Genomic DNA, 25,651 nt, shown 5'->3' with positions numbered 1-25,651 from the left:
CGGCACATTACTACTACTTGCATTGCGCGCCGGCGCGAGCACATGTCAGATCGAGTCCTTGCTAGTACAGATTGATGGGCCCATAGCAGCGGCCGCAGCCTACGGAGGGCTCCCCGCATCCGATGTCCAATCTCTGGGTCATGGCTCTCGAGGTAGAGCGCTGTGCAGCGCTCCACTGTCGCCGCATCTAGCGATATCAGGCGAGGCAGCACGGCGAGAGCATGGATCCGGCGTGTAACATAGCAGAGTCACTCATCTTCGGCCGTCGTCTATTGGCGCCTATTGTGTAGGCCTATCGCTGCGCGCCTTGATGTTGGCGCGTAATGCGTCGCTCATTGGCATATTCAGATTCGCGCCGGCGGGAGGGATCGGCGATTCGAACCATTTCTTATACAGCCGAGCGAACTCCCCCGACTTCATCAACCGTGTGATCGTGCCGTCCACCAAGCTCTTGAACTCGGTGTCGTCCTTGCGAACCATGCAAGCATACGGCTCCACTTGGAGAGTATCGCCTACGATCTCGAGTGCGGAAGGATTGCCGGAGTTGGCTCGCAAGCCAAACAGCAACACGTCGTCGAGGGCAAGCGCCACGGCGCGGTCGTTCAATACCAGTTGCAAGGCATCCGCATAGTCCTTGCCAGAGACGAATTGGATATCCAGATCGTGGTCGGCGCTGTATTTGCTCAGCAGTTTCTCGTTGGTGCTACCAGCCGTGCTGGCCACCGTCTTCTTCGTGAGATCGGAGTAGTTCCTAATGCCGGAGTTCTTCTTGGTCAGCAGGCGCGTTCCAGCGTAGAACACGTTGATCGAAAACGCCACCTCTTTGCCGCGGGCACTGGTGTTGGTGGTAGATCCGCACTCTAGGTCATAGGTGCCATTTACCAACATGGGGATTCGGTCTTGTCCGGCCACAGGGACGTAGTCAACCTTAAGATAAGGCTTCTTCAGCCGGCTGCGCACATCGTCAATGATCGCTTCTGTCAGATCGACTGAAAATCCGACTGGCTTGTTTGGCGCCAGCAGATAGCTGAACGGTACGGCGGCCTCCCGATAGGAGACCGTGATCGTGTCGCCTGAGGCGATCCTCTCCAAGGTTTGAGCATAAAGATCTGCGGTGCCGAGCGGCTGTCCGGCAGCGATCAGCATAGTGGCGACTACGGGAATGCTCTTCATGTTCATGTTCTCCCTCCACGCGTCCTAGCGGGCGGCCGATCTGCTCGCCGGCATGCTGATACCACTGTAGATGCCACCGCGGGCGCGTGGTTGACCAACGTCAATGCGTGACGAACGGGGTCAGCGTTGTGGGTCGATATTTGCGATTTACGCGGAACCCGTGGTTCGGGCTTCAAAACGCCCTGACTTGGGGGGCCTCCTTTGTCAGTGATTTGACCAACCGGTCCTGCATGATCAGGTGCGTTTGTTCAACACGCCCTTGGCCTGGCTGCTGTTGGCGCAAGTACCCTCGATGCTCAGTTCGAACAAAGCTCGTGCAAACTCGGTATGGCCATCACCACTGGTCTGGCCTTGTTTGTTGACCCGGAACACGCTTGCCTTGCCAGTGTGGAATGCCAACGGGTTGCCATGCTGCTCCAGGTAGGAACGAGTTGCCGCGAAGTACGTGAACGTGGCTTCCGAGTGGGTGAAGCGCATCTCCATGATGCGGCTGGTGGCGTCATCGACGTCGTCCAGCAGCGTGCACGCTGGTGCACGGCCCTCGAACCAGCGGTGATCGCAGCCGTCAATCTGAATCGCATCAGTTCGCCATAGCAAGCTCGGCGGTTCCGGGGCAGATAGACCTTGGGCGGGCGCTGTTTGCGGGGCACCCGCAAGTCAGCGGCCGTCATCAGCCGGCGGATGGTTTCCTTTGACAGCGTGAGTCGATACCGCGATGTCGGATTCTTGTGTGAACTGGGGTGAAGTTGCCAAAGTCCTGAAGCGTCTGCACTACCCGTTGGAGGTGATGCTGACCTGCGTGCGCTGGTACGTGGCCTATCCGCTTAGCCTTCGTCATCTCGAAGAGATGATGGCCGAGCGTGGCGTCTCGGTGGACCATTCGACAGTGCACCGCTGGCATTGGAACTGCGACCGGCTCTGAACAAGATCCTCCACCGGCACAAGCGCCCAATAGGCAAGAGTTGGAGAGTGAACGAGACCTACGTCCTGATAGGCTGTCAGTAGAAGTATTTGTATCGGACCGTCGACAAAGCGGGCGACACCATCGACTTCCTGCTGCATGCGAAGCGCGACAGGGCTGCGGCGCGGCGCGTTTTCGAGCGGGCCATCGCGCAGCACGGCCAGCCCGACAGGGTCACGATTGGCAATCCCGCTCACCTGGCGGCACTGCATGACCTTAACGCCGGACAGGAAACGTCCATCGCCGTTCGGCAAGTCAAGTACCTGAACAACATCGTCGAGCAGGACCACCGGGCCATCAAGCGCCTGACCCGGCCGATCCTGGGGTTCAAGGACTTTCGCTGCGCGCTCATTCTGCTGGGCGGCATTGAGCTGGCGTACATGATAGGCAAGGGCCAGATGCAGAACCCTAGCCGTCAGTGTCGTGGCCGCAGCCGGAATCTCGCCAGACCAAGAACGCGAACTACACGAACTCGTTCAGCGAGATCTGGCAGACCTTCCCAATCTGGTACAGCAACTTGCCATCGGTCACTTCCATGTTTTCTGAGTGTTGGCTCATCGGACTTCGCACCGAGCCCTTGACGGCAATCAATTGGGAGATCCATTCGCAAGCCAATACTGAGAATGCGAATCGCCAGTCGCAGCGTTCAGTTGCCTGAAGGGGGAACTTTCATGTCAGCCAAGTCGGCAACGGCAATACGGTATGAGCACGCCTGCGCGACAGGATATCTGTTGAAGCAGAGCGATCTGTTGGACCGACTTGACGTCCTGCTCGGCGGGCACGTTGCTGAGAAGATTGTCTACGGCGATGTCTCGACCGGCGCGCAGAAAAACCTGCAACGCGCAACGGACATGGCTCGTCGGATGATCACGCAGTTCGGTATGAGCGAGCAACTCGGCCTTGCCACTTACGCGGACGTGCCGAATCCCCTGCTGAGCGGAACAGGCGTGATGGCGCGCGACCGCAAGGAATACGGGGAGGAAGCCGCCCGCGCGATCGACGTGGAGGTCAGAAAGATCCTGGCGGAAGCCAGCGCGAGAGTGCAACAAACACTGCAATCGCATCGCTCCAAGCTCGATGTCGTGGCTAAACTTCTCCTTCAGCAGGCGGTGGTGGGGAGAAGCGACCTCGAGGTCCTGCTATCCGAGATAGGTTACCCAGTTGTCAACGACGAAGCCGGCCGCGTCGGCTGCGCCGGGACCGAGCTATTCGGAGCCACTTCATGAAGACGAAGGCAAAGAGTTGCGCTGAGGAAGCGGAACTCAGTTCCCTCTCCATTGATGCGTATGAGCGAGAGCTACGCCTTCTCCAGATTGAACTGGTGAAACTGCAACGGCACATTCTTTGCTGCTGCAACGAAAGGATTCTGGTCATCTTCGAAGGGCGGGATGCTTCCGGGAAAGACGGGACGATCAAGCGCGTCGTCGAACATCTGAGTCCTCGCGAGACGCGTGTCGTAGCCCTCGGGAAGCCATCCGATCGTGACCTTGGCTCATGGTACTTCCAGCGCTACGTGGCGGAACTGCCGGCCAGCGGCGAGTTCACGCTCTTCAACCGCAGTTGGTACAACCGGGCAGGGGTGGAGCACGTCATGGAATTCTGTACCCGGGAGCAGCATGAAGATTTCCTAGTCACTGTTCCGGAGTTCGAACGGATGCTGGTGCGTTCCGGGATTCGCCTGATCAAGTACTATCTCGACATCAGCAAGGATGAGCAGAAGCGCCGCATCGAATCGCGTCGCCGCGACCCCCTGAAACAGTGGAAGATCAGTCCCATCGACGAGCAGGCCGTGGCGATGTGGCAGAAGTACAGTCAGGCCAGAAATGAAATGTTTGCTCGCACAAGCCACGTGGTGCCATGGCATGTGGTGCGGGCGAATGACAAGCGGGTCGCTCGCTTGAACGTCATCAAGCACTTACTGACGCATTTGCACTACGCGGGCAAGAATGAGAAGCTCATCCGCCCGGATTCGGAGATCGTGTTTCCCTATGCCGAATCGCATCTTCAGAGCGGAGCGATCGTGAAGTAGGGCAAAGCGAAACAAGTGGCCAGGCAACAGAAAGCGCAGGCGCGAACCGCAGCGCAAGCCCCACGGGGGCCAGATGGAGGCCGCGTTATTGGTCGAGACATTGCGCACAACGTGCCGCAGAAGAAGGACCTGAGCAAGCCATCGAAACATCCCTAATCGCAGGCTGTTCTCGTGGCGCTTCCGTCTGAGGTAAGCGGTCTCATCAGGCGTGGTGTCAGATCTCGGCGTTCCGCAGCCGCAATGCACTCGCGACCACCGACGCCGAACTAAGGCTCATTGCCAGAGCAGCAATCATCGGCGATTGCAACACTCCGGTGGAGGCGTACAGCGCTCCGACAGCGAGAGGAACGCCCAGGGCGTTGTAGGCAAAGGTGTACAGACCGGGGACATAGGTGACACCTGTGCGTGGACATGGTTGACACATATTAGGCCGCCTGGTGGTCGTTCTAATCGATGTAGCCGAAGCAGTGATCGACGAAATACAGATCGAATCGTCCATCGTGGTTGGGTTGTGGGAGCAAGGCGACCGGGAAATCTCGTAGGGCATTGGACACTTTGAAGGTTTGCCCGCGAAAGCGCAGTTGTCCGTCCCATTTGATCTTCACCACCAGATCGTCAGGGCCGTACTCGATCTCCGGTAGCACCTCCGGATAGGAGCGAGGACTGGGCTGATAGCGTGTCACCGGCGTCGCCAGGCCGAGTGCCTCGTGTGGGCGCTGCAGGTTGTAGATATCGCGCCAGGCATCAAACGCATGCTGGGCTTGCAGGCTGGAGGCAAAGCCACGGGCATTGATCACTTCGGCTTTGAGGGTGCGGTGAAAGCGTTCGTCCTTGCCATTGGTTTGAGGATGGGCCGGACGGCTATGGGTCAGGCGCACGCCTAGCCGGATGAGCCAGACCCCCAGGCCGGTGAGCTGCCCCGGTTGTGAAGGACTGCCCCACGGCGCCCCATTGTCGGCGTTGATGCGCCAAGGCAGTCCGAAGTGGCGAAAGGCCTGGGCCAGGTGCTCCTGGACCACAGCGGTGTGGGTCTGCGTACAGGCGGCCAGCGTGACGGCGAAGCGGGAATGATCGTCCAGTACCGTCAATGGCGAGCACATCTGGCCATCGTGCGTGCGGAAGCCGCCCTTGAAATCCATTTGCCACAGCTGATTGGGCGCCGCATGTTCAAAGCGTTGCCAGGGCTGGGCCTTGACCGAGGCTTCGGGTGAGATCAGGCCATGCCGATGCAGGATGGACGTCACGGTGCTCGGAGCCGGCACCGGTGTGTGGCCCAGATCCTGAAGCCGCCGGCTGATCTTGCGCCCGCCCCAAGCCGGGTGCTGCAGGCGCAGGGCGACGACCAGTCGCTCCAGTTCCTCCGCCGTTCGGGTCGGACTGGTCGCGGGCCGGCGCGACCGCTCGACCAAGCCAGCCATCTCCTGTTCGGTGTACCGAGCAATCCACTTATAGCCGGTCTGCGGGGAGATGCCGTAGCGTTGGCAAAGCTGGCGGCGATTGCAGCCCTCTTGCTGGGCGAGCAGGACGAATTCGTGGCGCAGGCTCATGGTGTCGCGTGGGCTCCAGGGCATGACGGACTCCGGCAGAAACTCTGCCGTGAAGTGTCAACCATGTCCTCGCACACCCGTCCACCATGTCCCCGGTCTATACACAAAGGCAAAGCCAAGGTTCTGCTTCATATTCCGGATCGTTGCTCTGGATAAATTCCTTGCCCGTGTAATGCCACTCAGGTCCCCTTTGACAAGCGTCACCTGTGCGCTGCTCACAGCAATATCTGTGCCGGTTCACACGGCAATCCCAACATCTGCCTTGGCAAGTGCTGACACGTCGTTGATGCCGTCACCGGCCATGGCGACGACCTTTCCCTCGGCCTGCAGCCTCGAAACTAACGCCAACTTGTGCCGGCTTCACCTCGCCGTAAAGCGCATCGATGCCGAGCTTCTTCGTCACGGTACTGGCCGTCACCACGCCGTCTCCCCTCGCCATAACTGCGTGTATGCCGTCCTCCTTCAGCCTTGCCAAGGCTTCCGGCGTAGTGGACTTGATCCGGTCCGACACGGCGATGATCCCCGTGATGGCCCCATTCACCGCCAGGTGCATAACGCTGGCGCCCTGGGCACGAAGCGCATCCGCATCTTCCATCAGCTGTGGGTTGCAACGTCTTCTGCCTGCATCAGTCCCGCGTTGCCGAGGCCAATCTTGCGACCGCCAACTACACGACGCACGCCAACGCCCGTGCCGGACTCGAAGCGTTCCGGCTGCACAAGCGCCAGATTGCACTCTCGCGCCGCCGAGACGATGGCAGCCGCAAATGGATGTTCGTTTCCTTGATCGAGGCTCGCCGCGAGTCGCGATAGCTCAAATTGCTACATAACAGGCGCGCCACCTCGCCGCAGCGCGCGTGACGGTTTCAAGCAACGACACGCTTTGGGCCGATCTCCACCTTCCGTCGGGGGCCGTCAGGAACCTTGTCCACCTGCAGTAGTTGGCTGGTGACAGATTTACTTCGCAGCTTGCGAACGCGTGTCCGGCAAGGGCTGGCGGGAACTGGCCCCGTCCCGCCCCGTCTCGCGCGGTGTGTTGACACATGGCGGTCTCAAAAGTCAAGTGCAACGCTTAGCAAATCCATTGAGCTCCAGCTCCTTGGCCATTGCTTCTTCAAGCGTATCCCACCCGAGGGTCTGACGAGGTCGGCCGTTGAGCAATTTAGCGATGTCATTGAGCTGGGTCTGCGTCACTGCCGATAGGTCTATGCCCTTGGGCAGAAACTGGCGCAGCAAACCGTTGGTGTTCTCGTTGCTGCCGCGCTGCCAAGGCGCATGCGGATCAGCAAACCAGATATCGAGATTCAATCGCCGGGAGAGCTCGACATGGCAGGTCATTTCCGTTCCGCGATCGTAGGTCAGACTCTCGCGCAGAAAGGCCGACAGCTTCTTCATTTGCCGTGTGAAGCCCTCCAGGGCATCTTGGGCCGTGCAGCCGTCCATGCGACACAGCACCACGAAGCGCGTCTTGCGCTCAACCAACGTGCCCACCGCCGAACGGTTGAACGCACCTTTGATGAGGTCGCCTTCCCAATGGCCCGGCAACTGCCGCAACGCAATCTCTTCGGGCCGGTGAACGATGCGCAGCGCCTCGGGCACAAATCCTCCGCCGGCAAGCGTGGTACGCCGGACATCGCGCACGGGCTTTTCCTGGCGCAAGGCTTCTACCATCGCTTGCTTGAGTCCACCGCGCGGGTGAGCGTATATCGCGGCGTATATCGTTTCGTGGCTGACACGTTGATCGGGGTCATCGGGATGCATACGACGAAGTCTTGCAGCAATCTGCTGCGGCGACCAGCGCCAATAGACCAGCCGGTCATGCACATGTTGATACAACGTACTGCCGGCAAGCAGCTTGCGCCGACGGCCGCAACCTTGACGACGAACGCGGTATGCCGACGCCGCCTGCGTTGCATCGTAGGGCAGCGCGGACATATTGCCGTTGCGCGTCAGTTCGCGCGAAACGGTCGAGGCGCTTCGCCCGAGCAGGCGCGCGATGGCCCTTGTGCAACTGCCTTTCCGCTGTTCGATCATGATGACCGCACGTTCCTCCGCGCTCAGATGCTTGTACTTCCTCATCGCAACACCTTACTTGATTCCAGGTGTTGCACTTGAAGCTAGAGACTAAGGACTAAGCATTTACCGTCGCAATGGTGACAGATTTAATGCGGTCTACTCCAGCGAGTCCCTGATTGCGCAGGACATTCGTGAGCAGATAGTAGGGGCAAGGATGGAGGGGTATCGCAAGGCGATGGAACGTTATGACTCAGGGCGGTCGGGGAGTGTTGCTTCGGCTTTCGGGAACCATCTGGTGGAGAGTATCATGGTAGCCAGAGAACGATTTCATAGGCAGGGTATGAAACACATTGATTATCCAGTGGGTGGAACATAGACCAGCAACTGCTACCAATGAGCCAGCTCCAGAAAACCAAAAATCAGGCGAAAATCAAAGCAGGGAATATCTGAGGCGTCAATAATTTTCGATATTCACATGTAACCAAAATATTGGTAAATTTTATGCGCGAGATAAAATACTCACCCCAATTGGATGGATTAAGGGCCATATGCATTATATTTACAATCTTCAATCACATAAAGGGCTCACCCAGCTTTATAAACGGGACCGCTGGCGTAGATGTGTTTTTTGCTTTAAGTGGATTCCTGATAACAGGCATTTTATTAAGAAGCGACTGGACAGATTTAAAAGGCTACTATATCAGACGTTTTCACAGAATATTACCCGTCTATTATTTAAGCCTTATAATCACAGTGGCACTGGCCATAGTATTATTTAAGTTAAATATTGGCGACCCAAAGATAGATCAGTTGTCAAGTATACTTTTACCCTCGATGTTTGTATCCAGGGAGTTGGCGCATAACGCACCAACTTTATTTGGTCAAGCATGGACAGTGGGGATAGAAGAAAAATTCTATCTGGCTTGGCCGGTACTATTTCTGTTACTTGGCAGCAACAAGGCAAGACTATTCTTTCTAATGGCAATTATAGTTTTATTATTTGAGATCGGAAATGAATTCTTCCTCAGAGGGTATGCAGGAATTGCCCTCGGTACAATTGCGGCAATATTCTACTTTAGGTGGGGGTTTTTTGCAAACGAACATTATGGATTTTCTTTAATGCTTGCTGCTTATTTGGTTTGTATATTATCTGATTTGTGGTGTAGAAATTTGTTAATATCAATATCCGCGGCAATATTCATACCCGCTTTATATGCGCGAGAATCATTTTATTCTCGCGCGCTTTCCAATAAATATATATCCTTCATCGGCAGGCTAACTTTTTCAATATACATGTTCCATGTTTTAATTATCAATGCGGTAGAGCTCTCATTACGTCATTTTAGATTGGACGCTTGGTATATTATATTTTTTATCGCGTACCCGACAACGGTTTTGACAGCTTGGCTCATTTATAAGTACTATGAAAATCCTTTGATTGCCCGTGGTAAGAAACTTGCCGCACGAAAAGTATAGAATTCCCTACTTTTGTTTTGAATGTACCAATATGAGTTTCATTGGGGAACTTCTCGAAACCCCTCCCCAAGCTGGCGTGATGTGACACGATGACGGCCATGATCACGGCGCGCACCAATTCCAGCTTCTTCTCTCGCCAACCTGATGCCGACCTGTTCATCGAAGCGCAGCGAATCAGCAAACTGCGGAGCTATGTTGCCACCTTGGCGCGCATGGCCGAATTGGTGGACTTCCCGGAGATCGCCGCCTCGGTGGATGCCGCTTGTCCCAGGCCGGATCGCAGCCGTGGTGGGCGCCGGCCATACCCGACGGAGATCATGGTGCGCGAGGTCTTTCTGGATGCGCTCTACAACCTCTCGGGCGAGGAATGCGAGCATCAGGTGCTGGACCGGCGCAGCTTCAAGTGCTTCTGCCTGCTCGACGGGTGGGTTATTGCACATTCCCGATGCGCGCACACTGTAGGCCTTCAAGCAGCGCCTGGCCCAAGGCGGACTGGCTGCACGTGCCATCTTCGATGCCGTGAGCCAGCAATTGCAACAGCACGGCTAGTGCCGTGTTGACCTCGGCAGCAGTTCTGCTGGCGTAGCCAGTTGTTCAGCGACGACCCACGGCGTGAGTTCGCCTATCGTTCGGCCCGGGGACGGCGGTCGCCGACCATCAGGCCATCGTGGGCTTTCCAGCGTTGCAGCGTGCGCACAGTAATGCCGCCCCCCCCGCGTCAGAATAGTTGTCGCCCCGATAGAATCTGAACCCGGGGGCGATAAGGGATGGCAGTGGCTCAATACGGACAAGCATTCAAAGACCGTGCAGTAGCGCGGTTGTTACCGCCGGAGAGTGCAGCGGTGGAAGCGGTCTCAAGGGAATTGGGTGTGGCGGTGGCCACGCTGGAGCGCTGGCGTGCGGACGCTTTGTCCATGCCCGCTCGCGAGCGGGCATAGACAGCAGCGGCCCGGTTCGAGGCGGTGCTGGCGACGGCTGCGATGGACGAGACTCGCAAGAACGCCTGGTGCCGTGAGAACGGCGTGTATCCGCAGGAGCTGGAGCAGTGGCGACAGGCTGCCACACAGGCGCTGGCCAAGCCGGAGGACGCACGCGCCAGCCATAGCGAGACGAAGGCCGACCGGCGGCGCATCAAGGAACTTGAGCGCGAACTGCTCCGCAAGGAGAGGGCCCTGGCCGAAGCCGCAGCCCTGTTGGTGCTGTCAAAAAAGCTCGAGGGGATCTTTCCGGAGGACAAGGACGAGGACGCATGATCGGCCTGGAAGATCGCCAAACGATGGTCCGCCATATCGAGGCCGCTCAGGCAGCCGGGGCGCGTCTGCGTCTGGCCTGCGAGGTGGCCGGCATTACTGTGCGCACGCTGCAACGCTGGAAAGCCCACGATGGCCTGATGCAGGCGGCGCGCGAGCCGGATGTGCACCCCCGCAAGCGTAAGGCGCAGCAACTGGCGACATGGCGCAAGCTGTCCGCCTTCCATCTCTCCCCGCTCGTACAACTCGCGGCAAGCGGCACGGCGCAGCTTGCCGTTGGAACTCTTGAGCACCGTGCGCGACGGCACCAGCAGGATTTCATCGGCCGGATACCCACCAGGTCGCTGGCCAGATGGCCGATGTCGGCGCGTATCCGCCCGCGCGCCGCCTTATTCCGCTCGCGCGTCTCAGCCAGTACAACCAAGCGCTTGGTAACGCTGCGCCCGTCCGTGGCGGGGAACACGGCAACGCCGCCCTTGCGTACGCCGCCTACCTAGCTGGTCGCCTCTTCCAGTTCCTGCGGGAAAAAAGTGCTGGCCGGCACCGATGATGATGTCCTTCAGGCGGCCCCTGAGGTACAGTTCCCCCTCGACCATACAGCCCATGCCGCCGGTCCTGAGCCAGGGGTCGTCGACCAGGCTAGCCGTCGCCTCCGGATTGCGAAAATAGCCGGCCGTGGCGGACGGCCCGCGGAACTCCACGTTTCCGAGCGAGCGCTCGGGCAGTTCACGGCCTGCTGCATCGGCGATGCGGATCCGGTGGCCCGGCAGCGGCAGGCCGCCGGAGCCGACCCGGAGCGCGCTGCCCCCACCTGCGTGGGCGATCGGGCGATGCCCTGCCGCGCCAATGCATCCCGGTCGATCTCGTCGATGCGCGGCCCCCGTCCGAGCGGCGGGAAGGCCAGCCCGCGCGAGCATTCGGCCAGCCCCTAGACCGGGGTCATGGCGGCGCGATCGAAGCCGAAGCGGGCAAAGCGCGCGGAGAATTTCTCCAGGGTTCCAGGGCTGACAGGCTCGGCGCCATTGTAGGCGAGCCGCCAGGTGCGTAGGTCCAGCGCGGCCAGGGCCACCTCGTGGATCTGGCTCGCGCACAGTTCACAGGCAACGTTCGGCGCCGCTGACAGAGTGCCGCCATGCTGGTCGATGACCCGCAGCCATGCCGCGGGCGCGCCAGGAAGTCGGTCGGCGACAGCAGTATGAGGCGAAAGCCCGCCAGCAGGCTCCCGATGCACGCGCCGATCAGCCCCATGTCGTCGTACAGCGGCAGCCCTGACACGAAGACGTCGGCCGCAGTAACGCGCGCGGCGCGCTCCATCATTCGCGGGTTGGCAAGCAGATTGGCGTGCGTCAGCACCACCCCCTTGGGATTGCCGGTAGTGCCCGACACGCATTGCAGGAAGGCGATATCGCCGGGGCCACGTGCTGCGAGGCTGGTCAGAGCGCCGTCGCCCCGAAGCTCTGGGGGTGTCAGGATCTGGCGCGGCGATATGCATTGCGCGCGCAGCAGCCGCAGCAATGGTCTTGCCGCCGGCACGGTCACCAGGATCGCCGCCTCGGCGTTGGCCAGGATGCCGGCGCTCCGTTGCATGTGATCCTCGATCTGCGCGAGGCGCACGGGCGGGTACAACGGCACGGGAATACAGCCCGCGTAGAGCGCGCCGTAGAAGACGCCGAGGAACTCAGGCCCAGTCGGCAGCATCAATGGCACCCTATTGCCATCGGTGAGCCCCAGCCGCGCGATGGCAGCGGCCGCCGAGAGTGCGCACGCGTGCATTGACCGGTAGCTCAGATAGCCCGCGCCGTGGAAGCTAACGTCGGTCTGGTCACCGTGCGTCGCCACGTGCCAGTCGATCAGTTGCATCAGCGTGCCCACGTTGTCCGGTGGCCGATTGGATGCCGCGATCCTTGCCACAACGGGAGCGGCAAGGACCGACGCCACCGCCGTGGTGGGCGCCGCCTCTTGGGCCGCCAGTCGCAACAGGTCGCGCGGGGTCACGGCTGCCATCAGTGCCTGTTCATCGACCCTGGCGCCTCAGGCTTGCTCGATGCGCGCGAGCAGCTCGTTGCGCGCGAGGCTGTCGAGGCTGAAATCGCGCTCAAGCGAGTAATAGAGGCCCAGCGTGCCGAGCCGCAGTTCGGTTGCCAGCTCGCGCACGACGGCCAGCATGACCTGCGCGTCGGACAACACCGGATCCCCTGCCGCGTGGAGCGCTGGATCTTGCATGCCATTCATCTGATTCTCCTGCAGCGCCGGCGCAACAGCCCGATCGCGCAGCTTGGCGGCGCGCTCCGCGGATAGCGCACCAGCCGGATAGCTGCCCGACCGGGCCCAGCGGCTTGCAATGCGCCACCAGTCAAGCACGGTAGCTTCGATCCTCCCAGCCTGGCTCCCAGTACGGGCCGGGGCGGAACGCGCACGTTGCAACCGCCCTACTCCACCATGGCAGCGCGCACGGCAGCGTGCCCTACGCGGGAACCCTGTTACCCCTTCTGCTCTTGCGCGATATGTCGGTAGATGCACGCGTTGATACCGGCCAGGATCGCCAGCGTCCCCGACTTGCCCGCCCGGCCGTTACGCCGCAAGCGACGGCTGGCACCCGCGCACGGCCGGAAAAGGCGCAATCCGAACGGGGAACGGGTAGACGGCAGAGCTTCAGGAGCCGCCTCACGGCAGATGCTCGACTCGCCCGCGCCTGCCAGGCTCCCATCGTAGCCAAGCTGCGTGACGGTGCCAGCGGCAGGCGCCCTGCCTGCATTGTCGCCGGCACCCGGGGCATGGTGGAACGGCTCGCTCACCCGTCCAGGTGAGGCACCGTCATTTGATCCGGGTCACTCCTAGCCGCCGGCACCTCCTTATATTGATACTAGAAATGGCGCGCTGGTGTACGCTGGTGCCAGGTCTTCAGCAGAGGGGGCGACATGGACGATAAGCAATCCGATCGAAGGGCACAGAGAGATGCTTTGATCCGTGATACCAGCGTGCTGCTTGCCGACGTTCAGGCATTGCTGATCAGAATCGCGGAGCAAGCGGGCGCGGAAGGTGACGATGCGCGGGCAGAACTGGTGGCGCGTGCGCGGGCGCTGCAAATGCGCCTGGAGTCGCTGCGTGGCGAAGCAAGGCATCGCATTTCGCACTGGGCCGAGGAGACCAAACACTACGTCCAGCGGCACCCCTGGCATTGCTTGGGTACCGTTGCCGCCATTGCTGCGGCCGCGGGGGCGATCATGGGATGGAGTGCCAAGCGTCGATGATACGCAAGCTTGGACGACGCTGCCTCCCAGGGGATCGCCAGTATTCGGGCTGAATTCAGGAGAGAGTTCATGTACGGTCTGACACTGCAGGAAATGACACAGCTCTCGACTCTACTGGATGCGGAAGAAAGGCGCATCCACGCGGTGGTCGGCTCGGCCAATACGCCGCTGGTGGGGCCGGTCCAACGCGAGGCGCAGGACGAAGCCGATCAGGCGGACGAGGAAATCGCGCAGCGCGTGGACGATGCGGTGCTCAATCACTATCGGATGGAGTTGGCCGATATTGCTGCGGCACGCACGCGAATGTCCAGAGGCAAGTACGGTACTTGCGTTGACTGCGGGCAGGCCATCGACTTCGCCCGGCTGCAGGCGTACCCGACAGCCAAGCGTTGCACGGGATGCCAGCGGCGTCACGAGCACCTGTTCGCGCGAGAGGCCCCCGATGGGCCACAGGCCGCCATCGGCGCCGGCACGTCGAAAACCGGGGTGCCGAAGTAACGGCTGGGATCGGCACGCCGGTCATCGCGACTAGATGCGTCATTTCTGCCGCGCCGTTCCCAGGTGCTGCGAGAACCAAAGGGCCGCCCGCCCGGCCACGTCTTCCAATGCGGCCGGATCCTCGAACAGGTGCGAAGCCCCCGGCACCAGATCGATCTTCCATTCACATTGCATATGGCCAGATGCAAGCTGGTTGAGTTTCACCACGTCGACATCGTCTGCACTAACGATCATCAGCGTCGGCGCGGCCAGCCGCTGCAGCACCTCGAGCCCCGTGAGGTCGACACGTCCACCACGGCACACCAGCGCGTCGATCGGAGATAACAACTGCGGATCCGAAGCCGCGCGGATGGCCGCGGCGACACCGGTGCTGGCGCCGAAGTACCCGATCCGCAGCCCACGTTGTCGCGCATAATCCTCCACCCAGCGGGTGGCCACCAGCAACCACGCAGCAAGCAGGGCGGTATTGAAGCGGTTCGACATGCCCACGTCTTCATGCGGCGCCAGCAGGTCGAACAACCGGGTCGCGATGCCCGCCTCATGTAGCACGCTGGCCACATAGCGGTTACGAGGGCTCCTGTGCGAACTGCCGCTGCCGTAGGCGAAGAGGACCAGACCGCATGCCTCGGCTGGGCAGATGCGCTCCCCGGTCAAGATTGCTTCCCCGCTGTCGATGCTGACCGCCTCGCTTACCGTCCCCGACTCTGCCTTGCTCGCGTCGTTCCCCTTCTCCCTCCCCTTCTTCTGTCGGCTCGAAGCGCTCGGCCATGAACGACGATAAAACCGCTCGAGAAGCCGCCCGGCATCATAGCTTGGACCAAATCACGATTTGGACGTGCCATCGGCAGGCGGAGCGCTCGTTCCTATCACCGGGCGGCCAGCATGTGGTCGATGCCGTCGGCCAGCGCGCACGAGACAGATGGCATCGGATGTATGGGCTTTCGTGTCGTAGCTCGCCACTTCGGCGGAGGCATGACCGGCTCGCCCCCTTCGACCTCTTCTACTCGGCCCGCGCGGGGTCCGCTCCGGCTCGCAGTACCGCCCGTCATTGAGCCGTCATTGCTTGCCCGCGAGAGCGGCAACCACGCTTTCGTCGCTGACCTGTGGGAACGAAACGTAATACGCCCCAGCCGGGGGGTGCATGCAAGCAGACGACCTCGTCGGCATACGTGCGTATCAGCTGCAGGCCTTCTGGCGAGGCGACCGGCAATGCGCATACCAGCCGGCTTGGCGCTTGCTCGTGCACCGCGTGCAATGCGGTGATCATCGGGGCGCCGGTTGCCAGGCCGCCGTCGACGATAATGGTCAGGCGGCCGGCGGCCGACGCAGAGGTTCGCCCGGGCGTGTACAGGCTGCGTCGTTGGCGGATCCGTTCCAGTTCGCCCGACCTCACGCTTTCGACGTAGGGGCTGTCGGCGGCAACGGCTTCCGCATAGAGGGCAACGTAGGTCCAGCCATCTTCCGCGACGGCGCCGATGGCGAACTCGGGATTGCCGGGTGCTCCGATCTTGCGCACCAGTACCACGTCGAGGTCGGCGTCCAAGGCATCGGCCAGCACGCGTCCAATGGAGACGCCGCCGCGCGGCAGCGCCAAAACCAGCGCATGCATTCCCTTGTACTGTTCAAGCGCCTTGGCAAGCTGCCTGCCCGCTTCTTCCCCGTCGGCGAATAGCATCCGTTTCTCCCCTTCGTTCGCGGCCCCCCGCCCAGGCCGCGATCAAGACTGCATCGGCGTGTTGGCGGGAGCGGGAGCCGTACCGGCGTCGGCGGCCCCGACCGCTGGGAACGATAATGGAAGTGGCTGCGCCATGGAGCTGCGGCGCAACATTCTATTTTTCTCTTACGGAGACTATGCAACGGATGGCGGCGGGCCTTGGCCTGGATCAAGATCGCCTGCACTTGCACCTGGCCCAGGAAGCTTGCGCGGAATCAAGCCAAAAACTGCCCCACACCTCTCGTGGAGAGAGAAGCCAGGGCGCGGCGCCAGATCAGGAGCGCAGCGCCTCGGCCCTCCCGTGGGACTCATCGACGCGCACACCCACGCCGCTGCGCAGCTGGCGGCGCTGCCGACCGCCCTGCGCGCGCTCGATCCTGCAACGGCGGTTCCGGTGGCGGTCAGCGCCGCACTGATGGAGCTTGCACGCGTCGCCGAGGGGCTTTCCGGCCGGCCGCGAGGTGTTTGCAGCACCAGTGGCGCCCAGACTGGCGGACGCGGTTCTGGGAGACCGGTTCGTGCTGCAAGCGGCTGCTAGCGCCTGCCATCATCGTCGATGCCGCGGCGCGCGGCCCACTGGTGCGCCTGCGCGATGGCGATGCGGATCGCCTTGCCTTCGTCCATGCCCTGCTCCAGCAAGGCATTGGCAATCTCGATCGCCTTTTCGCGCACCTCTAGCGCAAGGCGCCGCATCGAGGTTGCGTAATCATCGGCTCGCCATGGCATGGTGATCTCCTGTGCATCGGCGCCGCGCCGGCTGCGCCGTGATCGCTTCACCAGAGGCATGATAGTCGCTGCGGCAACAGCATCCCGGTATGGTCCGCTTGCGTTAGGTCAACCCGTGTACGGCGACGGCGTCTATATTGCCCTTCAGACATTGTCAGCCTCTGGGGAAGCATCATGAAGGTGCAAGATATCTGCTCACGCGAGGCCGTGCATATCCCGCTTTCCTGCACCCTGCAGGAAGCCGCCGTCCAGTTTCGCGACCGGCATGTCGGCGCGCTCGTGGTCACCGAGCACACGGCCACCGGGGCACGCGCGGTCGGTTTCGTGACCGACCGCGACATGGCGCTCGACGCCGTCGCGGCCGGTGCCGACCCGTGCCGGACCACGGTCGACGAGGTCATGACGCGTGGCCTAGTGACCGTCCGGCAAGACGCCAGCGTCAGCGACGCCATGCAGACCATGCTGTCGCACGGCGTGCGCAGGCTTGCCGTGCTGGATGGCGAGGCGGTGATCGGGGTTTTGTCGATTGACGATGTGGTGGAAACTTTGGCGTCGGAGCTGCGCATGCTTTCCACCCTGTTGCATAACGAGCGGGAACGCGAGAAGACCGGCGCCGTGCAGGGCAAGCTGCCGACTTGAGCATGCCCGTCCTTGACGCAAGAGGCAATCAGGAACGTGAGGAAAGCAAATGAAGACCGATCTTGAGATCAGGCAGCAAGTGCTTGCCGAACTGGAGTGGGAACCGGCGCTCAATGCCGCGGCAGTAGGCGTCGAGGTCAGCAAGGGCATTGTGACGCTGAGCGGCCATCTGCGCAGCCACGCGGAGAAGCTAGTCGCCGAGCGCGCGGCCGAACGCGTGTCGGGCGTGCGCGGCGTGGTGATAGAGCTCGACGTGCGGCCTGATAAGGCCGTCGGCGACGAGGCCATCGCCGAGGCCGCCTGTTCGGCGCTGCGCTGGAATTCCAGCTTGGCGGCGGCCGCGGTCAAGGTGCGCGTCGAGAAAGGCTGGGTGACGCTGTCCGGCGAGGTCGAGTGGGGCTACCAGCGCAAGCTCGCCGAACGCGCAGTGGGCAATCTGCGGGGGATCGCAGGCGTGCACAACTATCTCACCGTGAAGTCGCGAACGGCACCGCCTGATATCGCCCAGCGCATCGAGGCGGCCTTGTGCCGCCATGCGAAGCGCGAAGCGCATCATGTGGGCGTCCGCATCGAGCGGGGCGTGGTCACGCTGAGCGGGCACGTCGACTCTCTGGCCGAACGCAAGGCAACCGTAGGGGCTGCCTGGTCGGCGCCTGGTGTGGTGAACGTGATAGACGAACTGCGTGTGGACTAGCAATCGCGCGTCGCAGGAGGCCCGCAAGCGCTGCGCCCGGCGAACGTGCGCAGCGCCTCCAATTCCCGGTCTCCAGCAGAATGCGCGGGTTCGGAGCCGGTTCGTTGCCCGCCCCTACACCCGCAATCTGGCGGCGCCAAGCCAACGCAACTTCATCGCCACCAGTCCACGGGAGCGGACCGTGAACGGCATCACCACAGCGTCGCCATCGGAACTTGCAACAATCCGATAGCGGCCAGGCTGCAGGCGGACAAGCTGCAGCGGCCCGTCGGACACAACGTAGAAGACAAGGCGGCCATTCGGCCGGTATATGCGCGTGTCCACGCCGGCAAGCCCTGCGCCTGAACGGTTGAGATAGGCCAGGCAGAGACAGTAGCCGCGCGCCGCGCCCACGAGTGCCGCCTGATCCTCTTTGTCAGTGCCGCTGGCCAGGTACCAGACGTCGTCATACCGTCTTGCCACCGGGCCCTCGAGCCCGCCCTCGCGGCCGCCGCCTCATCAAGAATCTGTTTGGTAATCGCAACGTTCGCTGCGCGGCAGGTGCTCCGGCAACGGCTTGCGTTGTATCTGTTCCGGTGCCGTGCGCGACGTCTTCGGGATTTCGATGGGAGCTGCGCCTGGCTCAGGCTGACAATACCCCCTTCTGCACGCGGCCAGCCGAATCGGCCTCGTTCAAGCCGTTTCATCAGCAGACACATGCCATCACCGCTCCACCAAAGCACCTTGACCAGATCACCTCGGCGACCGCGGAACACGAACACGTGACCACTGAACGGGTCCCGCTCCAGCACAGTCTGCACCTTCGCCGCCAGGCGTTGAAGCCGCCGCGCATGTCCGTCACGCCCGCAGCCAACCACACCCGAGTTCTGGCGGGAAGGCCCAGCATCACGTACCCACTCCCAGCAAGCTCACCAGCACAAGCTGCAGTACATCAGCCTCGGGCTTACCGTCGAAACGCACACGCACGCCACGACATTCGATGAAGAAGCCGGAAGACCCAGTCAGCTCTGGTTTAGGTTGCGGTGCCATCTGTACGGGCAGGAAAAACTCGGCCGGCTCGCATGCGGATGCCGAGGCTCGCTCCTGATCCCGCCGCCATTTCGACACGCGATTCGCGTTCAAGCCGTGCGTGCGCGCAACTTCCGCTAGCAAGCGCGACGGGTCCCGTGCTTCAGCGGCAACCTGCGCGCGGAACTCCTTCGAGTAATTTCTGGACGGCTCGGCCGCCGTCCGGCAGCCCGCTCTGGCGGTGGCCCCTCATTTGTCAGTAATACGCATCAGTCGGTGGCCGGCTCCCGCCGTCGGCGGGTGCGGTTCGCGATGCGCTCGGCATCTTTGCGTGCGCGCGCTTCGCTGTAATGGCCGACAAGGATCGGCCGGGCCCCTATTTCTTGTGCGGCGCGGTGTTGCGCTCCACCTTGGCCGCAGACGCCGCCTCTTGGGTCTCGACGGCACGGCTAGGCGCGGCGCCCTTGGCTTGCAACTCCGCGCTTGCCTCGGCCAGCTCGCGCAGCAACCCGACGTGCTCGCGGTGCGCCTCCTGGAGCCGTTGGTCGGCTTGCGCTTCGCGCTCCTTCACAGCTTGCAACTCCGCCTCGATCCGCTGGCGCTCGCGCACCTCGCCCTCCAGGCGGGCGATCGCCACCGCCGCGCCCTGCTCGGCTGCGACGCGCCCGGCGCGCTCGCGCTCCAGCGCCTCGCGTAGTGCCTGCAGATCGGCCTCCACGCGAGGCATCGCCTCCAATCGCAGTTGGGTCTTGGCCAGCTCCGTGCGCGCAATCTCCGCCGCGAGCCGTTCCTGCTCCGCCTCACCGCGCGCTAGGCCGAGATCCACCTCCAACTGCGCTGCCCGCCCGGCCACCGCCTCGCGCTCGCGGACAGCGATATCCAGGTCCTGATCCAGTCGCTCGATCGTCGTGCCCAGCCGCTCGCTCTCAAGCGCGAGGTCCGCGCTGATCTGCTGCTGCTCCGCCAGTTCAGCAGCCAGCGCGGCCTTGCCATCCGCCACCGCCTGGCCGACGTAGTTGGCGAGTGCCACCTGGAACGCGGCCGGCAGCGTGACTGGCACCTCGGCCGCAGGAACTTGCTGGCCCTTCCACACGTCGAGCAGCCGCATGACCGTCGCCTGGCTGCCGATGTTCCCGAGGCGCTCGCGGACCGCGCGGACCGTCGGCTTGGCGCCGGCGGCGCGCAGCGCCTCAGCGGCGGCATTCACCTGCTCCTGCGTGATCGAGGCTTCACGAGCCATGCTTACTCCTTTTTGCTTTGTTTCGTAACGTTATGTTATGGATGTTATGAAAAGTGATTTACGTAAGCAAGGGGGCGTGGATGCCCGGGCGGTGGCGCGACGGGCCACGGTTGGGGGGAGACGAAGTGGGGCCGCGCCGAGCGGGCGGGCGGTTTGGGCAAGGCGGAAGACGAGGGGCGACAGGGCGACGAGCGGACTCGTCACTCCTCGGCGCACAGAGATAGCGCGACTGCTAAAACTGGCGGAAGAAGTCTGCGGACTGCCCGGCGTTGACCGCGCGCTGCAGCCAATCGGGCATAGCCCCCTCGCCGTCCCAGGTTTGGCCGTTGGCATTGGCATAGCGGGCGGGCGTGGCGACAGTGGCGCGCTGGCGCGGGCGCGGGCCGAAGCAGCCGGCCGCCAGCAGGTCTGCGGGGGTGATGCCATGACGGGCCATCTGGACTCGAATCCAGGTCACCGCCTCGGCGCGTTCAATTTCAACTGACATGGCCCTGCATGGTACACCGTCCCGGCGCGTGTGGCCGCTCATCGCACCGCCACTGCAGCATAGACGCCACCGCGTTCGCCAGCACTGGCGTCCCTCCGCCTTGCCTCGCTATACTTCGCCCGCATAATTCCAACAGACAAGATTTAATCGCAATATATGAGAGTCAACGGGGTAGCTAATCGGAGGGCCGCAGGTCCTCTCACAGCGTGCAACGAACCTGTGCAACTCCCGCCCCCCAACTTTCAGCTGCATTGGGACATTGCCCTTCGAGCGGCATGATGCTTGCCTGACCGTTATTCTTTTCTGAGTTTTGCCAACATGATACAGATCCATGGCTCAAGCCAACCAGTGGCGCAACATGGCAGCTGCTCCGGTTGCAGTTCCGATGAGGCGGCCCCGATTGAAATGGCGTTCGCGTTTCAGCCCATCGTCGATCTGACATCGGGCGGCGCCTATGCGTATGAAGCCCTCGTGCGCGGCCCCAATGGCGAGTCTGCGGCATCGGTGTTGTCGCAAGTAGATGATGCGAACCGCTATCGTTTTGATCAGCGTTGCCGCACCACTGCGATTGAGCAGGCGGCCGGGATGGGGATGGACAGCTTCCTGTCGATCAACTTCATGCCGAATGCAGTCTATCAACCCGCCGCATGTATTCGCACCACGTTCGAAGCGGCCGAAAAATACGGCTTTCCAATCGACCGGATCATCTTCGAAACGATCGAAGGCGAAAACATCATCAACCGTCCCCATCTCTTACAGATTTTCCGTGCTTATAAGTCGTTCGGCTTCCAGACCGCAATCGACGACTTTGGCGCGGGGTATTCGGGCCTTACGCTCCTGGCGGAGTTCCAGCCCGACCTGATCAAGCTTGACATGGCACTTGTGCGTGGCATCGATGCGGATCACGTGCGTCAGCGCATTGCTTGCGGCGTTCTGACGATCTGCAACGACCTGGGAATTCGCGTGATCGCCGAGGGGATTGAAACGCCGGGCGAGCGCGACTTCCTTGCGGCAACCGGTGTAACGCTCATGCAAGGCTATCTGTTCGCGAAACCCGCTTTCAGGGCGATTCCATCGATATCGAATGCAGACTAGTGTTACCACAGACGTTTGAATGGAGTGGTTGTAGGCGCGCCGATTATCCCGTCTCAGGTCAAACGGTCAAGTCGGTGTAGGGCTGGGTCACATGAATCTCGGGATCCTGTTCAACCAGGTCGGGAATAGCACATGAGCGCACCACTGCTGAAACTGTTTCAGGCCACTGTCATGCAAGCGTGGAACGCGATCGTGATCACCGATGCCGATCTCTCTGCAGGTTGCCGAGTACAAATCGCTAATCCGGCGTTCAGTGCAATGACTGGTTATTCTCTGGACGAGTTGCGCGGCCGCTCTCTCAAGGTCCTTCAAGGACCGGACACCGATCCCGCCGTGATCGATGACCTTCGCACCTGCTTGAAAGAGGCCCGCTTTTTTGAGGGTACTGCAACGAACTATCGTAAAGACGGTTCAAGCTACATCGTTCGGTGGAACATTTCGCCGGTTCGCGACGACAGTGGAGTGCTCACCAATTTTGTCTCGGTGCAGGAGGATATCTCCGACTACGTACGCGCGGAACGTGCGAACCGCCTGCTAGCACGCGCACTCGACGCGACTAGTGACCTTGTGATGCTAACAGACGAAAAAGCACGGATCATCTTCGCAAACACAGCCTTTGCTAATGCTACCGGCTACGCGGTCGAGGAGATCAGGGGCAAAACGCCCGCCTTGTTTAAATCCGGGACGCATGACGAGGCTTTTTATGCCGCTCTGCGTCAGTCACTTGCGAGCGGCCAAGATTTTCGCGCAACCTTCATCAATCGGCGACGTGACGGCTCCCTTTACCACGCCGAGCAGAGCATTTCGCCGATCTGCGACGACAAAGGCCGAATCACTCACTACATCAGTGTCAGCAAGGACATTTCCAGACGGGTCGAAATGGAGCAGGCGCTGTGGCATGCGGCAACCAAGGACAAGCTCACTGGCCTGCACAACCGTCATTATGGCGAAAAGATCCTCGGCGACGCCTACATGAACGCCCGGACGCGTGGCGGCCCGCTTACCCTGATCATATGTGACATTGACCACTTCAAGCAGATTAACGACCACTTTGGTCACCCCACTGGAGACCGCATCCTGACCAAAGTTGCCGGCATCTTGCGGCAAGCGGTGCGCAGCGGCGACGCAGTGATTCGCTGGGGCGGTGAAGAGTTTGTGGTCGTGCTCGATAATTGCACGCGAGTTGATGCCATCGAACTCGCCGAGCGTATCCGGGCCCGCGTTAACGCCTTTCAAGACGCCGAAGTTGCCACGCTGACGCTTTCCCTTGGACTTGCGACACTCACGCTGGACGAAACAATCGATCAACTTATCGCCCGTGCCGATGCCGCGCTTTACGAGGCGAAGCGGGGGGGGCGCAACCGTCTATCAGTTTCGGGGAATGAGAGAAAAGCCTCACCTGACCCGAGTTGAGCTAAGGTCACGAGATGGAGGCTCATCGTAAGCGTGTCCCCGGCACCGTCTCGACGATGTGAAAAGAAGTTGCCAGAGTAGTCCCCACCAAAAAGTAGTGGGGACCACAGTGGCAACAGAGGCACCGAAGAGAAGCTCACGCAAAGGCATCCCGAACCACCCCATCGAATTCCGGCGGCATCTGGCCAGGCTGGCCTGCGAACCAGGCGTATCGGTGGCGCGTTTGGCGATGGAACACGGGTTGAATCCGAACCTGTTATTCAAATGGCGCAGATCGCTTCGTGCTGGCGAATACGATCCGGTGGCTTTGCTGCCCGTGACAGTGGAAGCACCGATGCAAGAGATGGAGCATCCGGCCCCGGCTCCAGTTGCCAGCGCTGCTGCGGCAGGCTCCATCGAGATCAGCGTGGGTAACACCCTCGTGCGCATTGAAGGCTCGCCCAACGAAGCCACGTTACTGCTGGTGCTCCGCATGTTGCGCGGCACATCGGGATCGGCAGCATGATCGGCTTACCCAGCCACACGAGAATCTGGCTGGCCGCCGGCGTAACCGACATGCGCTCGGGCTTCAACAGCTTGGCCGCCAAGGTCCAGACGGTGCTGGAGCGAGATCCATTCAGCGGGCACGTGTTTGTGTTTCGAGGCAAGCGTGGCGATCTGATCAAAGTGCTGTGGTGGAGCGGCGACGGCATGTGTTTGCTGATGAAGCGGCTGGAGCGCGGCCGGTTCGTGTGGCCACGTGCCGATGGTGGCGTGGTGTGCCTGAGCCAGGCCCAACTGTCCATGCTGCTCGAAGGCATCGACTGGCGGCAGCCCCTACGCACGACAGAGCCGACATCGGCGTTGTAAACCTGCTGGCCACCGCGTAAACTGCCGGCATGACCACGGCAGACGCCTATCCGGACGACATCGAAGCGCTCAAAGCCTTGCTGCTTGAGCGCGATGCGCGCATCGGGCAAGCGGCTCGGCGTGGACTACACCACTGTGGCGCGCCGGACCCGGGCGCTGGAGGACGCCATGGGTACGCTGCTGTTCGATAAGTCTCGTGCGGGCGGTTTCACCTTGACGGCCGAGGGGCAGCAACTGGTCGCCTATGCGGACGCCATGGAGACCACCGTGCAATCAGCCTGCGACCAAGTGGCGAACACCAGCCATGCCCTTTCCGGGCACGTGCGGGTCGCGTCGACGGAAGGCTTCGGCTGCTTTTTCCTGACCCCGCAACTGGCGCACTTCCGCATCGCCCATCCCCATGTCACGGTCGACCTGCTGCCGGTCCCCCACTTTGTCAGCCTGAGCAAGCGCGAAGCCGACATCGCCATCACGATCGAACGCCCGGATCGCGGCCCTTACGTCTGCACAAAGCTGTGCGACTACCGCCTTCGCCTGTATGCCACGCGCGAATACCTTGCCAGCCACCATCTCCTCGCTCCACGCACTGGTTCCCCAGAACGCACGCGTCCTGATTCTCTATGGCGGCCAGAGCGCCGAACGCAACGGCACTCTGGTTGAAGTGCGCAAGGCGCTGGGCGAGCGTACGCAGTACGAGTTCGGCGGCATCGAGCCGAATCCCAGCTTCGAGACCCTGACCAGGGCGGTCGAGCAGGTTCACGAGAAGGCGATCGACTTCCTGCTAGCCGTCGGCGGCGGATCGGTTATCGACGGCACGAAGTTTGCCGCGGCCGCGGCAAAGTACGCCGGCGATCCGTGGCATATCCTGGAAAGCGTGGGCAGCGCAATCGAGGGGGCCCTGCCTTTCGGCGCCGTGCTGACCCTGTCCGCGACCGGCTCCGAAATGAACTTCAATGCCGTGGTGACACGCCAGTCGACGCAAACCAAGGCCTTCTTTGCCTCGCCCCATGTCTTCCCGCAGTTCTCGATCCTCGATCCGAGCAAGACCTATACGCTGCCGCCCCGGCAACTGGCCAACGGTGTGATCGATGCCTTCACCCATGTCGTCGAACAGTACCTGACCTATCCGGTCGACGCCCGCGTCCAGGACCGCTTCGCCGAAGGACTGCTGCAGACCCTGATCGAGATCGGCCCGACTGTGGTCCACCAGCCGGCGGACTACGCCTCCCGCGCCAATATGGTGTGGGCCGCCGCCATGGCGTTGAATGGGCTGATCGGCGCCGGTGTGCCGCACGACTGGGCCACGCACCTGGTCGGCCACGAACTTACCGCGCGCTACGGCATCGACCACGCCCGCACGCTGGCCATCCTGCTGCCCTCGATGCTTCGCGTTCGTCGTGAAAGCAAGCGTGCCAAGCTGCTGCAGTACGCAGAGCGCGTCTGGCAACTCACCGCCGGGAGCGAGGATGACTTCCTACGGCGCATTCAAACTTTGCTGTCGGTTGCGACTACGCCGAACGAGCGATGGCCGACCTATATGCGCTGTATCTGAGCCGGTCGCGATAATTGGGCGACGCAAGCATTTGTG

The 25,651-nt window shown here is 61.6% G+C and carries 24 protein-coding genes and 8 pseudogenes; 16 read left to right on the top strand and 16 right to left on the bottom strand.

Features of this window, described 5'->3' with window-relative positions:
* Positions 1-279: 279 nt before the first annotated feature.
* Both BKK81_RS33515 and BKK81_RS34965 read right to left on the bottom strand, forming a co-directional pair.
* Positions 280-1,173 (bottom strand): amino acid ABC transporter substrate-binding protein, encoded by an 894-nt coding sequence (locus BKK81_RS33515; protein ID WP_071023434.1) that lies wholly within the window; start codon positions 1,171-1,173, stop codon positions 280-282.
* 205 nt (positions 1,174-1,378) lie between these two features.
* A pseudogene (locus BKK81_RS34965) lies at positions 1,379-1,877 on the bottom strand (ISNCY family transposase); the annotation flags it as partial.
* Positions 1,878-1,888: 11 nt separating this feature from the next.
* Here BKK81_RS34965 and BKK81_RS34960 point away from each other — a divergent pair.
* The 3 genes and pseudogenes from BKK81_RS34960 to ppk2 form a co-directional block, all read left to right on the top strand.
* Positions 1,889-2,541: pseudogene (locus BKK81_RS34960) on the top strand (IS6 family transposase); the annotation flags it as partial.
* A gap of 324 nt (positions 2,542-2,865) precedes the next feature.
* On the top strand, positions 2,866-3,360 hold the full coding sequence (locus BKK81_RS33505; protein ID WP_071023203.1) for a hypothetical protein: 495 nt from the start codon (positions 2,866-2,868) through the stop codon (positions 3,358-3,360).
* Positions 3,357-4,163: a polyphosphate kinase 2 gene (ppk2, locus tag BKK81_RS33500; protein WP_071023200.1), complete on the top strand. Its 807-nt coding sequence runs from the start codon at positions 3,357-3,359 to the stop codon at positions 4,161-4,163. Before BKK81_RS33505 ends, ppk2 begins: the two co-directional genes overlap by 4 nt.
* 446 nt (positions 4,164-4,609) lie before the next feature.
* Here ppk2 and BKK81_RS33495 read toward each other — a convergent pair whose 3' ends face one another.
* The 3 genes and pseudogenes from BKK81_RS33495 to BKK81_RS33485 form a co-directional block, all read right to left on the bottom strand.
* A complete protein-coding gene (locus BKK81_RS33495) occupies positions 4,610-5,734 on the bottom strand; it encodes an IS481 family transposase (RefSeq protein WP_071023198.1) in 1,125 nt (374 codons plus the stop codon).
* Positions 5,735-5,809: 75 nt separating this feature from the next.
* Positions 5,810-6,523 (bottom strand): annotated as a pseudogene (locus BKK81_RS36860) (HAD-IC family P-type ATPase); the annotation flags it as partial.
* 243 nt (positions 6,524-6,766) lie between these two features.
* The gene (locus tag BKK81_RS33485) at positions 6,767-7,786 is read right to left on the bottom strand and encodes an IS30 family transposase (protein WP_083384881.1); all 1,020 of its coding nucleotides are present in this window, start codon (positions 7,784-7,786) and stop codon (positions 6,767-6,769) included.
* 438 nt (positions 7,787-8,224) lie between these two features.
* Here BKK81_RS33485 and BKK81_RS34950 point away from each other — a divergent pair, with 438 nt between their 5' ends.
* The 3 genes and pseudogenes from BKK81_RS34950 to BKK81_RS34940 form a co-directional block, all read left to right on the top strand.
* A complete protein-coding gene (locus tag BKK81_RS34950; protein ID WP_083384879.1) occupies positions 8,225-9,199 on the top strand; it encodes an acyltransferase family protein in 975 nt (324 codons plus the stop codon).
* Positions 9,200-9,288: 89 nt separating this feature from the next.
* On the top strand, positions 9,289-9,759 hold the full coding sequence (locus BKK81_RS34945) for a transposase (protein ID WP_231908267.1): 471 nt from the start codon (positions 9,289-9,291) through the stop codon (positions 9,757-9,759).
* A gap of 213 nt (positions 9,760-9,972) precedes the next feature.
* A pseudogene (locus tag BKK81_RS34940) lies at positions 9,973-10,610 on the top strand (IS3-like element ISAzo10 family transposase); the annotation flags it as partial.
* 778 nt (positions 10,611-11,388) lie between these two features.
* Here the strand turns inward: BKK81_RS34940 and BKK81_RS33470 are convergent.
* Entirely contained in the window at positions 11,389-12,453 is a 1,065-nt protein-coding gene (locus tag BKK81_RS33470; RefSeq protein ID WP_071023186.1) for an AMP-binding protein, read from the bottom strand.
* Positions 12,454-12,480: 27 nt separating this feature from the next.
* Positions 12,481-12,810 (bottom strand): hypothetical protein, encoded by a 330-nt coding sequence (locus BKK81_RS35875; protein ID WP_156811587.1) that lies wholly within the window; start codon positions 12,808-12,810, stop codon positions 12,481-12,483.
* 557 nt (positions 12,811-13,367) lie between these two features.
* Here BKK81_RS35875 and BKK81_RS33460 point away from each other — a divergent pair.
* Positions 13,368-13,700, top strand: a complete 333-nt coding sequence (locus BKK81_RS33460) for a DUF883 family protein (RefSeq protein ID WP_071023182.1) — start codon at positions 13,368-13,370, stop codon at positions 13,698-13,700.
* A 69-nt stretch (positions 13,701-13,769) separates the two neighbouring features.
* On the top strand, positions 13,770-14,198 hold the full coding sequence (locus BKK81_RS33455) for a TraR/DksA family transcriptional regulator (RefSeq protein WP_071023428.1): 429 nt from the start codon (positions 13,770-13,772) through the stop codon (positions 14,196-14,198).
* A gap of 39 nt (positions 14,199-14,237) precedes the next feature.
* On the opposite strand, the gene BKK81_RS33450 is transcribed toward BKK81_RS33455, so the two are convergent.
* From BKK81_RS33450 to BKK81_RS33440, 3 genes are all read right to left on the bottom strand, one after another.
* Positions 14,238-14,717 (bottom strand): dienelactone hydrolase family protein, encoded by a 480-nt coding sequence (locus BKK81_RS33450; RefSeq protein WP_231908288.1) that lies wholly within the window; start codon positions 14,715-14,717, stop codon positions 14,238-14,240.
* A 526-nt stretch (positions 14,718-15,243) separates the two neighbouring features.
* The gene (locus BKK81_RS33445; RefSeq protein ID WP_335582899.1) at positions 15,244-15,873 is read right to left on the bottom strand and encodes a phosphoribosyltransferase; all 630 of its coding nucleotides are present in this window, start codon (positions 15,871-15,873) and stop codon (positions 15,244-15,246) included.
* 573 nt (positions 15,874-16,446) lie between these two features.
* Positions 16,447-16,638, bottom strand: coding sequence for a hypothetical protein (locus BKK81_RS33440; protein ID WP_071023176.1), 192 nt, complete (start codon positions 16,636-16,638; stop codon positions 16,447-16,449).
* A gap of 174 nt (positions 16,639-16,812) precedes the next feature.
* Between BKK81_RS33440 and BKK81_RS33435 the strand changes: the two genes are divergently transcribed.
* Together BKK81_RS33435 and BKK81_RS33430 are read left to right on the top strand one after the other, a co-directional pair.
* Positions 16,813-17,277 (top strand): CBS domain-containing protein, encoded by a 465-nt coding sequence (locus BKK81_RS33435; RefSeq protein ID WP_071023173.1) that lies wholly within the window; start codon positions 16,813-16,815, stop codon positions 17,275-17,277.
* A gap of 49 nt (positions 17,278-17,326) precedes the next feature.
* Positions 17,327-17,971 (top strand): BON domain-containing protein, encoded by a 645-nt coding sequence (locus BKK81_RS33430; protein WP_071023171.1) that lies wholly within the window; start codon positions 17,327-17,329, stop codon positions 17,969-17,971.
* Between the two features lie 114 nt (positions 17,972-18,085).
* On the opposite strand, the gene BKK81_RS36665 is transcribed toward BKK81_RS33430, so the two are convergent.
* The 6 genes and pseudogenes from BKK81_RS36665 to BKK81_RS33415 form a co-directional block, all read right to left on the bottom strand.
* Entirely contained in the window at positions 18,086-18,433 is a 348-nt protein-coding gene (locus BKK81_RS36665) for a hypothetical protein (RefSeq protein ID WP_071023168.1), read from the bottom strand.
* A 146-nt stretch (positions 18,434-18,579) separates the two neighbouring features.
* Positions 18,580-18,857: pseudogene (gene tnpB, locus BKK81_RS36660) on the bottom strand (IS66 family insertion sequence element accessory protein TnpB); the annotation flags it as partial.
* Positions 18,857-19,126, bottom strand: a pseudogene (locus BKK81_RS34925) (hypothetical protein); the annotation flags it as partial. The pseudogenes tnpB (BKK81_RS36660) and BKK81_RS34925, both read right to left, overlap by 1 nt.
* Before the next feature lie 122 nt (positions 19,127-19,248).
* On the bottom strand, positions 19,249-19,344 hold the full coding sequence (locus tag BKK81_RS37180; RefSeq protein ID WP_442873424.1) for a DUF3560 domain-containing protein: 96 nt from the start codon (positions 19,342-19,344) through the stop codon (positions 19,249-19,251).
* Positions 19,345-19,355: 11 nt separating this feature from the next.
* Positions 19,356-20,219 (bottom strand): DNA-binding protein, encoded by an 864-nt coding sequence (locus BKK81_RS33420; protein WP_071023166.1) that lies wholly within the window; start codon positions 20,217-20,219, stop codon positions 19,356-19,358.
* A gap of 232 nt (positions 20,220-20,451) precedes the next feature.
* A complete protein-coding gene (locus BKK81_RS33415; RefSeq protein WP_071023163.1) occupies positions 20,452-20,706 on the bottom strand; it encodes an H-NS histone family protein in 255 nt (84 codons plus the stop codon).
* Between the two features lie 318 nt (positions 20,707-21,024).
* On the opposite strand from BKK81_RS33415, the gene BKK81_RS33410 reads away from it, so the two are divergent.
* The 6 genes and pseudogenes from BKK81_RS33410 to BKK81_RS33390 form a co-directional block, all read left to right on the top strand.
* Complete coding sequence (locus BKK81_RS33410; protein WP_071023161.1) at positions 21,025-21,801, top strand: EAL domain-containing protein; 777 nt, start codon at positions 21,025-21,027, stop codon at positions 21,799-21,801.
* Between the two features lie 132 nt (positions 21,802-21,933).
* Positions 21,934-23,214 (top strand): sensor domain-containing diguanylate cyclase, encoded by a 1,281-nt coding sequence (locus BKK81_RS33405; protein WP_071023158.1) that lies wholly within the window; start codon positions 21,934-21,936, stop codon positions 23,212-23,214.
* Between the two features lie 97 nt (positions 23,215-23,311).
* Positions 23,312-23,719, top strand: a complete 408-nt coding sequence (gene tnpA / locus BKK81_RS34915; RefSeq protein ID WP_083384873.1) for an IS66-like element accessory protein TnpA — start codon at positions 23,312-23,314, stop codon at positions 23,717-23,719.
* Entirely contained in the window at positions 23,716-24,063 is a 348-nt protein-coding gene (gene tnpB, locus BKK81_RS33400) for an IS66 family insertion sequence element accessory protein TnpB (protein ID WP_071023156.1), read from the top strand. Before tnpA ends, tnpB (BKK81_RS33400) begins: the two co-directional genes overlap by 4 nt.
* Positions 24,064-24,159: 96 nt before the next feature.
* Positions 24,160-24,642, top strand: a pseudogene (locus tag BKK81_RS33395) (LysR family transcriptional regulator); the annotation flags it as partial.
* Positions 24,602-25,564 (top strand): annotated as a pseudogene (locus BKK81_RS33390) (iron-containing alcohol dehydrogenase); the annotation flags it as partial. The pseudogenes BKK81_RS33395 and BKK81_RS33390, both read left to right, overlap by 41 nt.
* Positions 25,565-25,651: the final 87 nt, after the last annotated feature.

The sequence above is a fragment of the Cupriavidus sp. USMAHM13 genome (assembly GCF_001854285.1).
Taxonomy (GTDB): Bacteria; Pseudomonadota; Gammaproteobacteria; order Burkholderiales; family Burkholderiaceae; genus Cupriavidus; species Cupriavidus malaysiensis.
This window is presented reverse-complemented; position numbering and strand designations above follow the sequence as displayed.

What these genes read in the sequence shown, in the direction of transcription:
- BKK81_RS34945 (WP_231908267.1), top strand. Translation starts at nt 9,289, where the DNA reads ATGACGGCCATGATCACGGCGCGCACCAATTCCAGCTTCTTCTCTCGC.
- BKK81_RS33455 (WP_071023428.1), top strand. Translation starts at nt 13,770, where the DNA reads ATGTACGGTCTGACACTGCAGGAAATGACACAGCTCTCGACTCTACTG.
- BKK81_RS34950 (WP_083384879.1), top strand. Translation starts at nt 8,225, where the DNA reads ATGCGCGAGATAAAATACTCACCCCAATTGGATGGATTAAGGGCCATA.
- BKK81_RS33440 (WP_071023176.1), bottom strand. Translation starts at nt 16,638, where the DNA reads ATGCCATGGCGAGCCGATGATTACGCAACCTCGATGCGGCGCCTTGCG.
- BKK81_RS33495 (WP_071023198.1), bottom strand. Translation starts at nt 5,734, where the DNA reads ATGCCCTGGAGCCCACGCGACACCATGAGCCTGCGCCACGAATTCGTC.
- tnpB (WP_071023156.1), top strand. Translation starts at nt 23,716, where the DNA reads ATGATCGGCTTACCCAGCCACACGAGAATCTGGCTGGCCGCCGGCGTA.
- BKK81_RS33430 (WP_071023171.1), top strand. Translation starts at nt 17,327, where the DNA reads ATGAAGACCGATCTTGAGATCAGGCAGCAAGTGCTTGCCGAACTGGAG.
- ppk2 (WP_071023200.1), top strand. Translation starts at nt 3,357, where the DNA reads ATGAAGACGAAGGCAAAGAGTTGCGCTGAGGAAGCGGAACTCAGTTCC.
- BKK81_RS33410 (WP_071023161.1), top strand. Translation starts at nt 21,025, where the DNA reads ATGATACAGATCCATGGCTCAAGCCAACCAGTGGCGCAACATGGCAGC.
- BKK81_RS33435 (WP_071023173.1), top strand. Translation starts at nt 16,813, where the DNA reads ATGAAGGTGCAAGATATCTGCTCACGCGAGGCCGTGCATATCCCGCTT.
- BKK81_RS33515 (WP_071023434.1), bottom strand. Translation starts at nt 1,173, where the DNA reads ATGAAGAGCATTCCCGTAGTCGCCACTATGCTGATCGCTGCCGGACAG.
- BKK81_RS33405 (WP_071023158.1), top strand. Translation starts at nt 21,934, where the DNA reads ATGAGCGCACCACTGCTGAAACTGTTTCAGGCCACTGTCATGCAAGCG.
- BKK81_RS33460 (WP_071023182.1), top strand. Translation starts at nt 13,368, where the DNA reads ATGGACGATAAGCAATCCGATCGAAGGGCACAGAGAGATGCTTTGATC.
- BKK81_RS33470 (WP_071023186.1), bottom strand. Translation starts at nt 12,453, where the DNA reads ATGGCAGCCGTGACCCCGCGCGACCTGTTGCGACTGGCGGCCCAAGAG.
- BKK81_RS33445 (WP_335582899.1), bottom strand. Translation starts at nt 15,873, where the DNA reads ATGCTATTCGCCGACGGGGAAGAAGCGGGCAGGCAGCTTGCCAAGGCG.
- BKK81_RS33485 (WP_083384881.1), bottom strand. Translation starts at nt 7,786, where the DNA reads ATGAGGAAGTACAAGCATCTGAGCGCGGAGGAACGTGCGGTCATCATG.
- BKK81_RS33420 (WP_071023166.1), bottom strand. Translation starts at nt 20,219, where the DNA reads ATGGCTCGTGAAGCCTCGATCACGCAGGAGCAGGTGAATGCCGCCGCT.
- BKK81_RS33415 (WP_071023163.1), bottom strand. Translation starts at nt 20,706, where the DNA reads ATGTCAGTTGAAATTGAACGCGCCGAGGCGGTGACCTGGATTCGAGTC.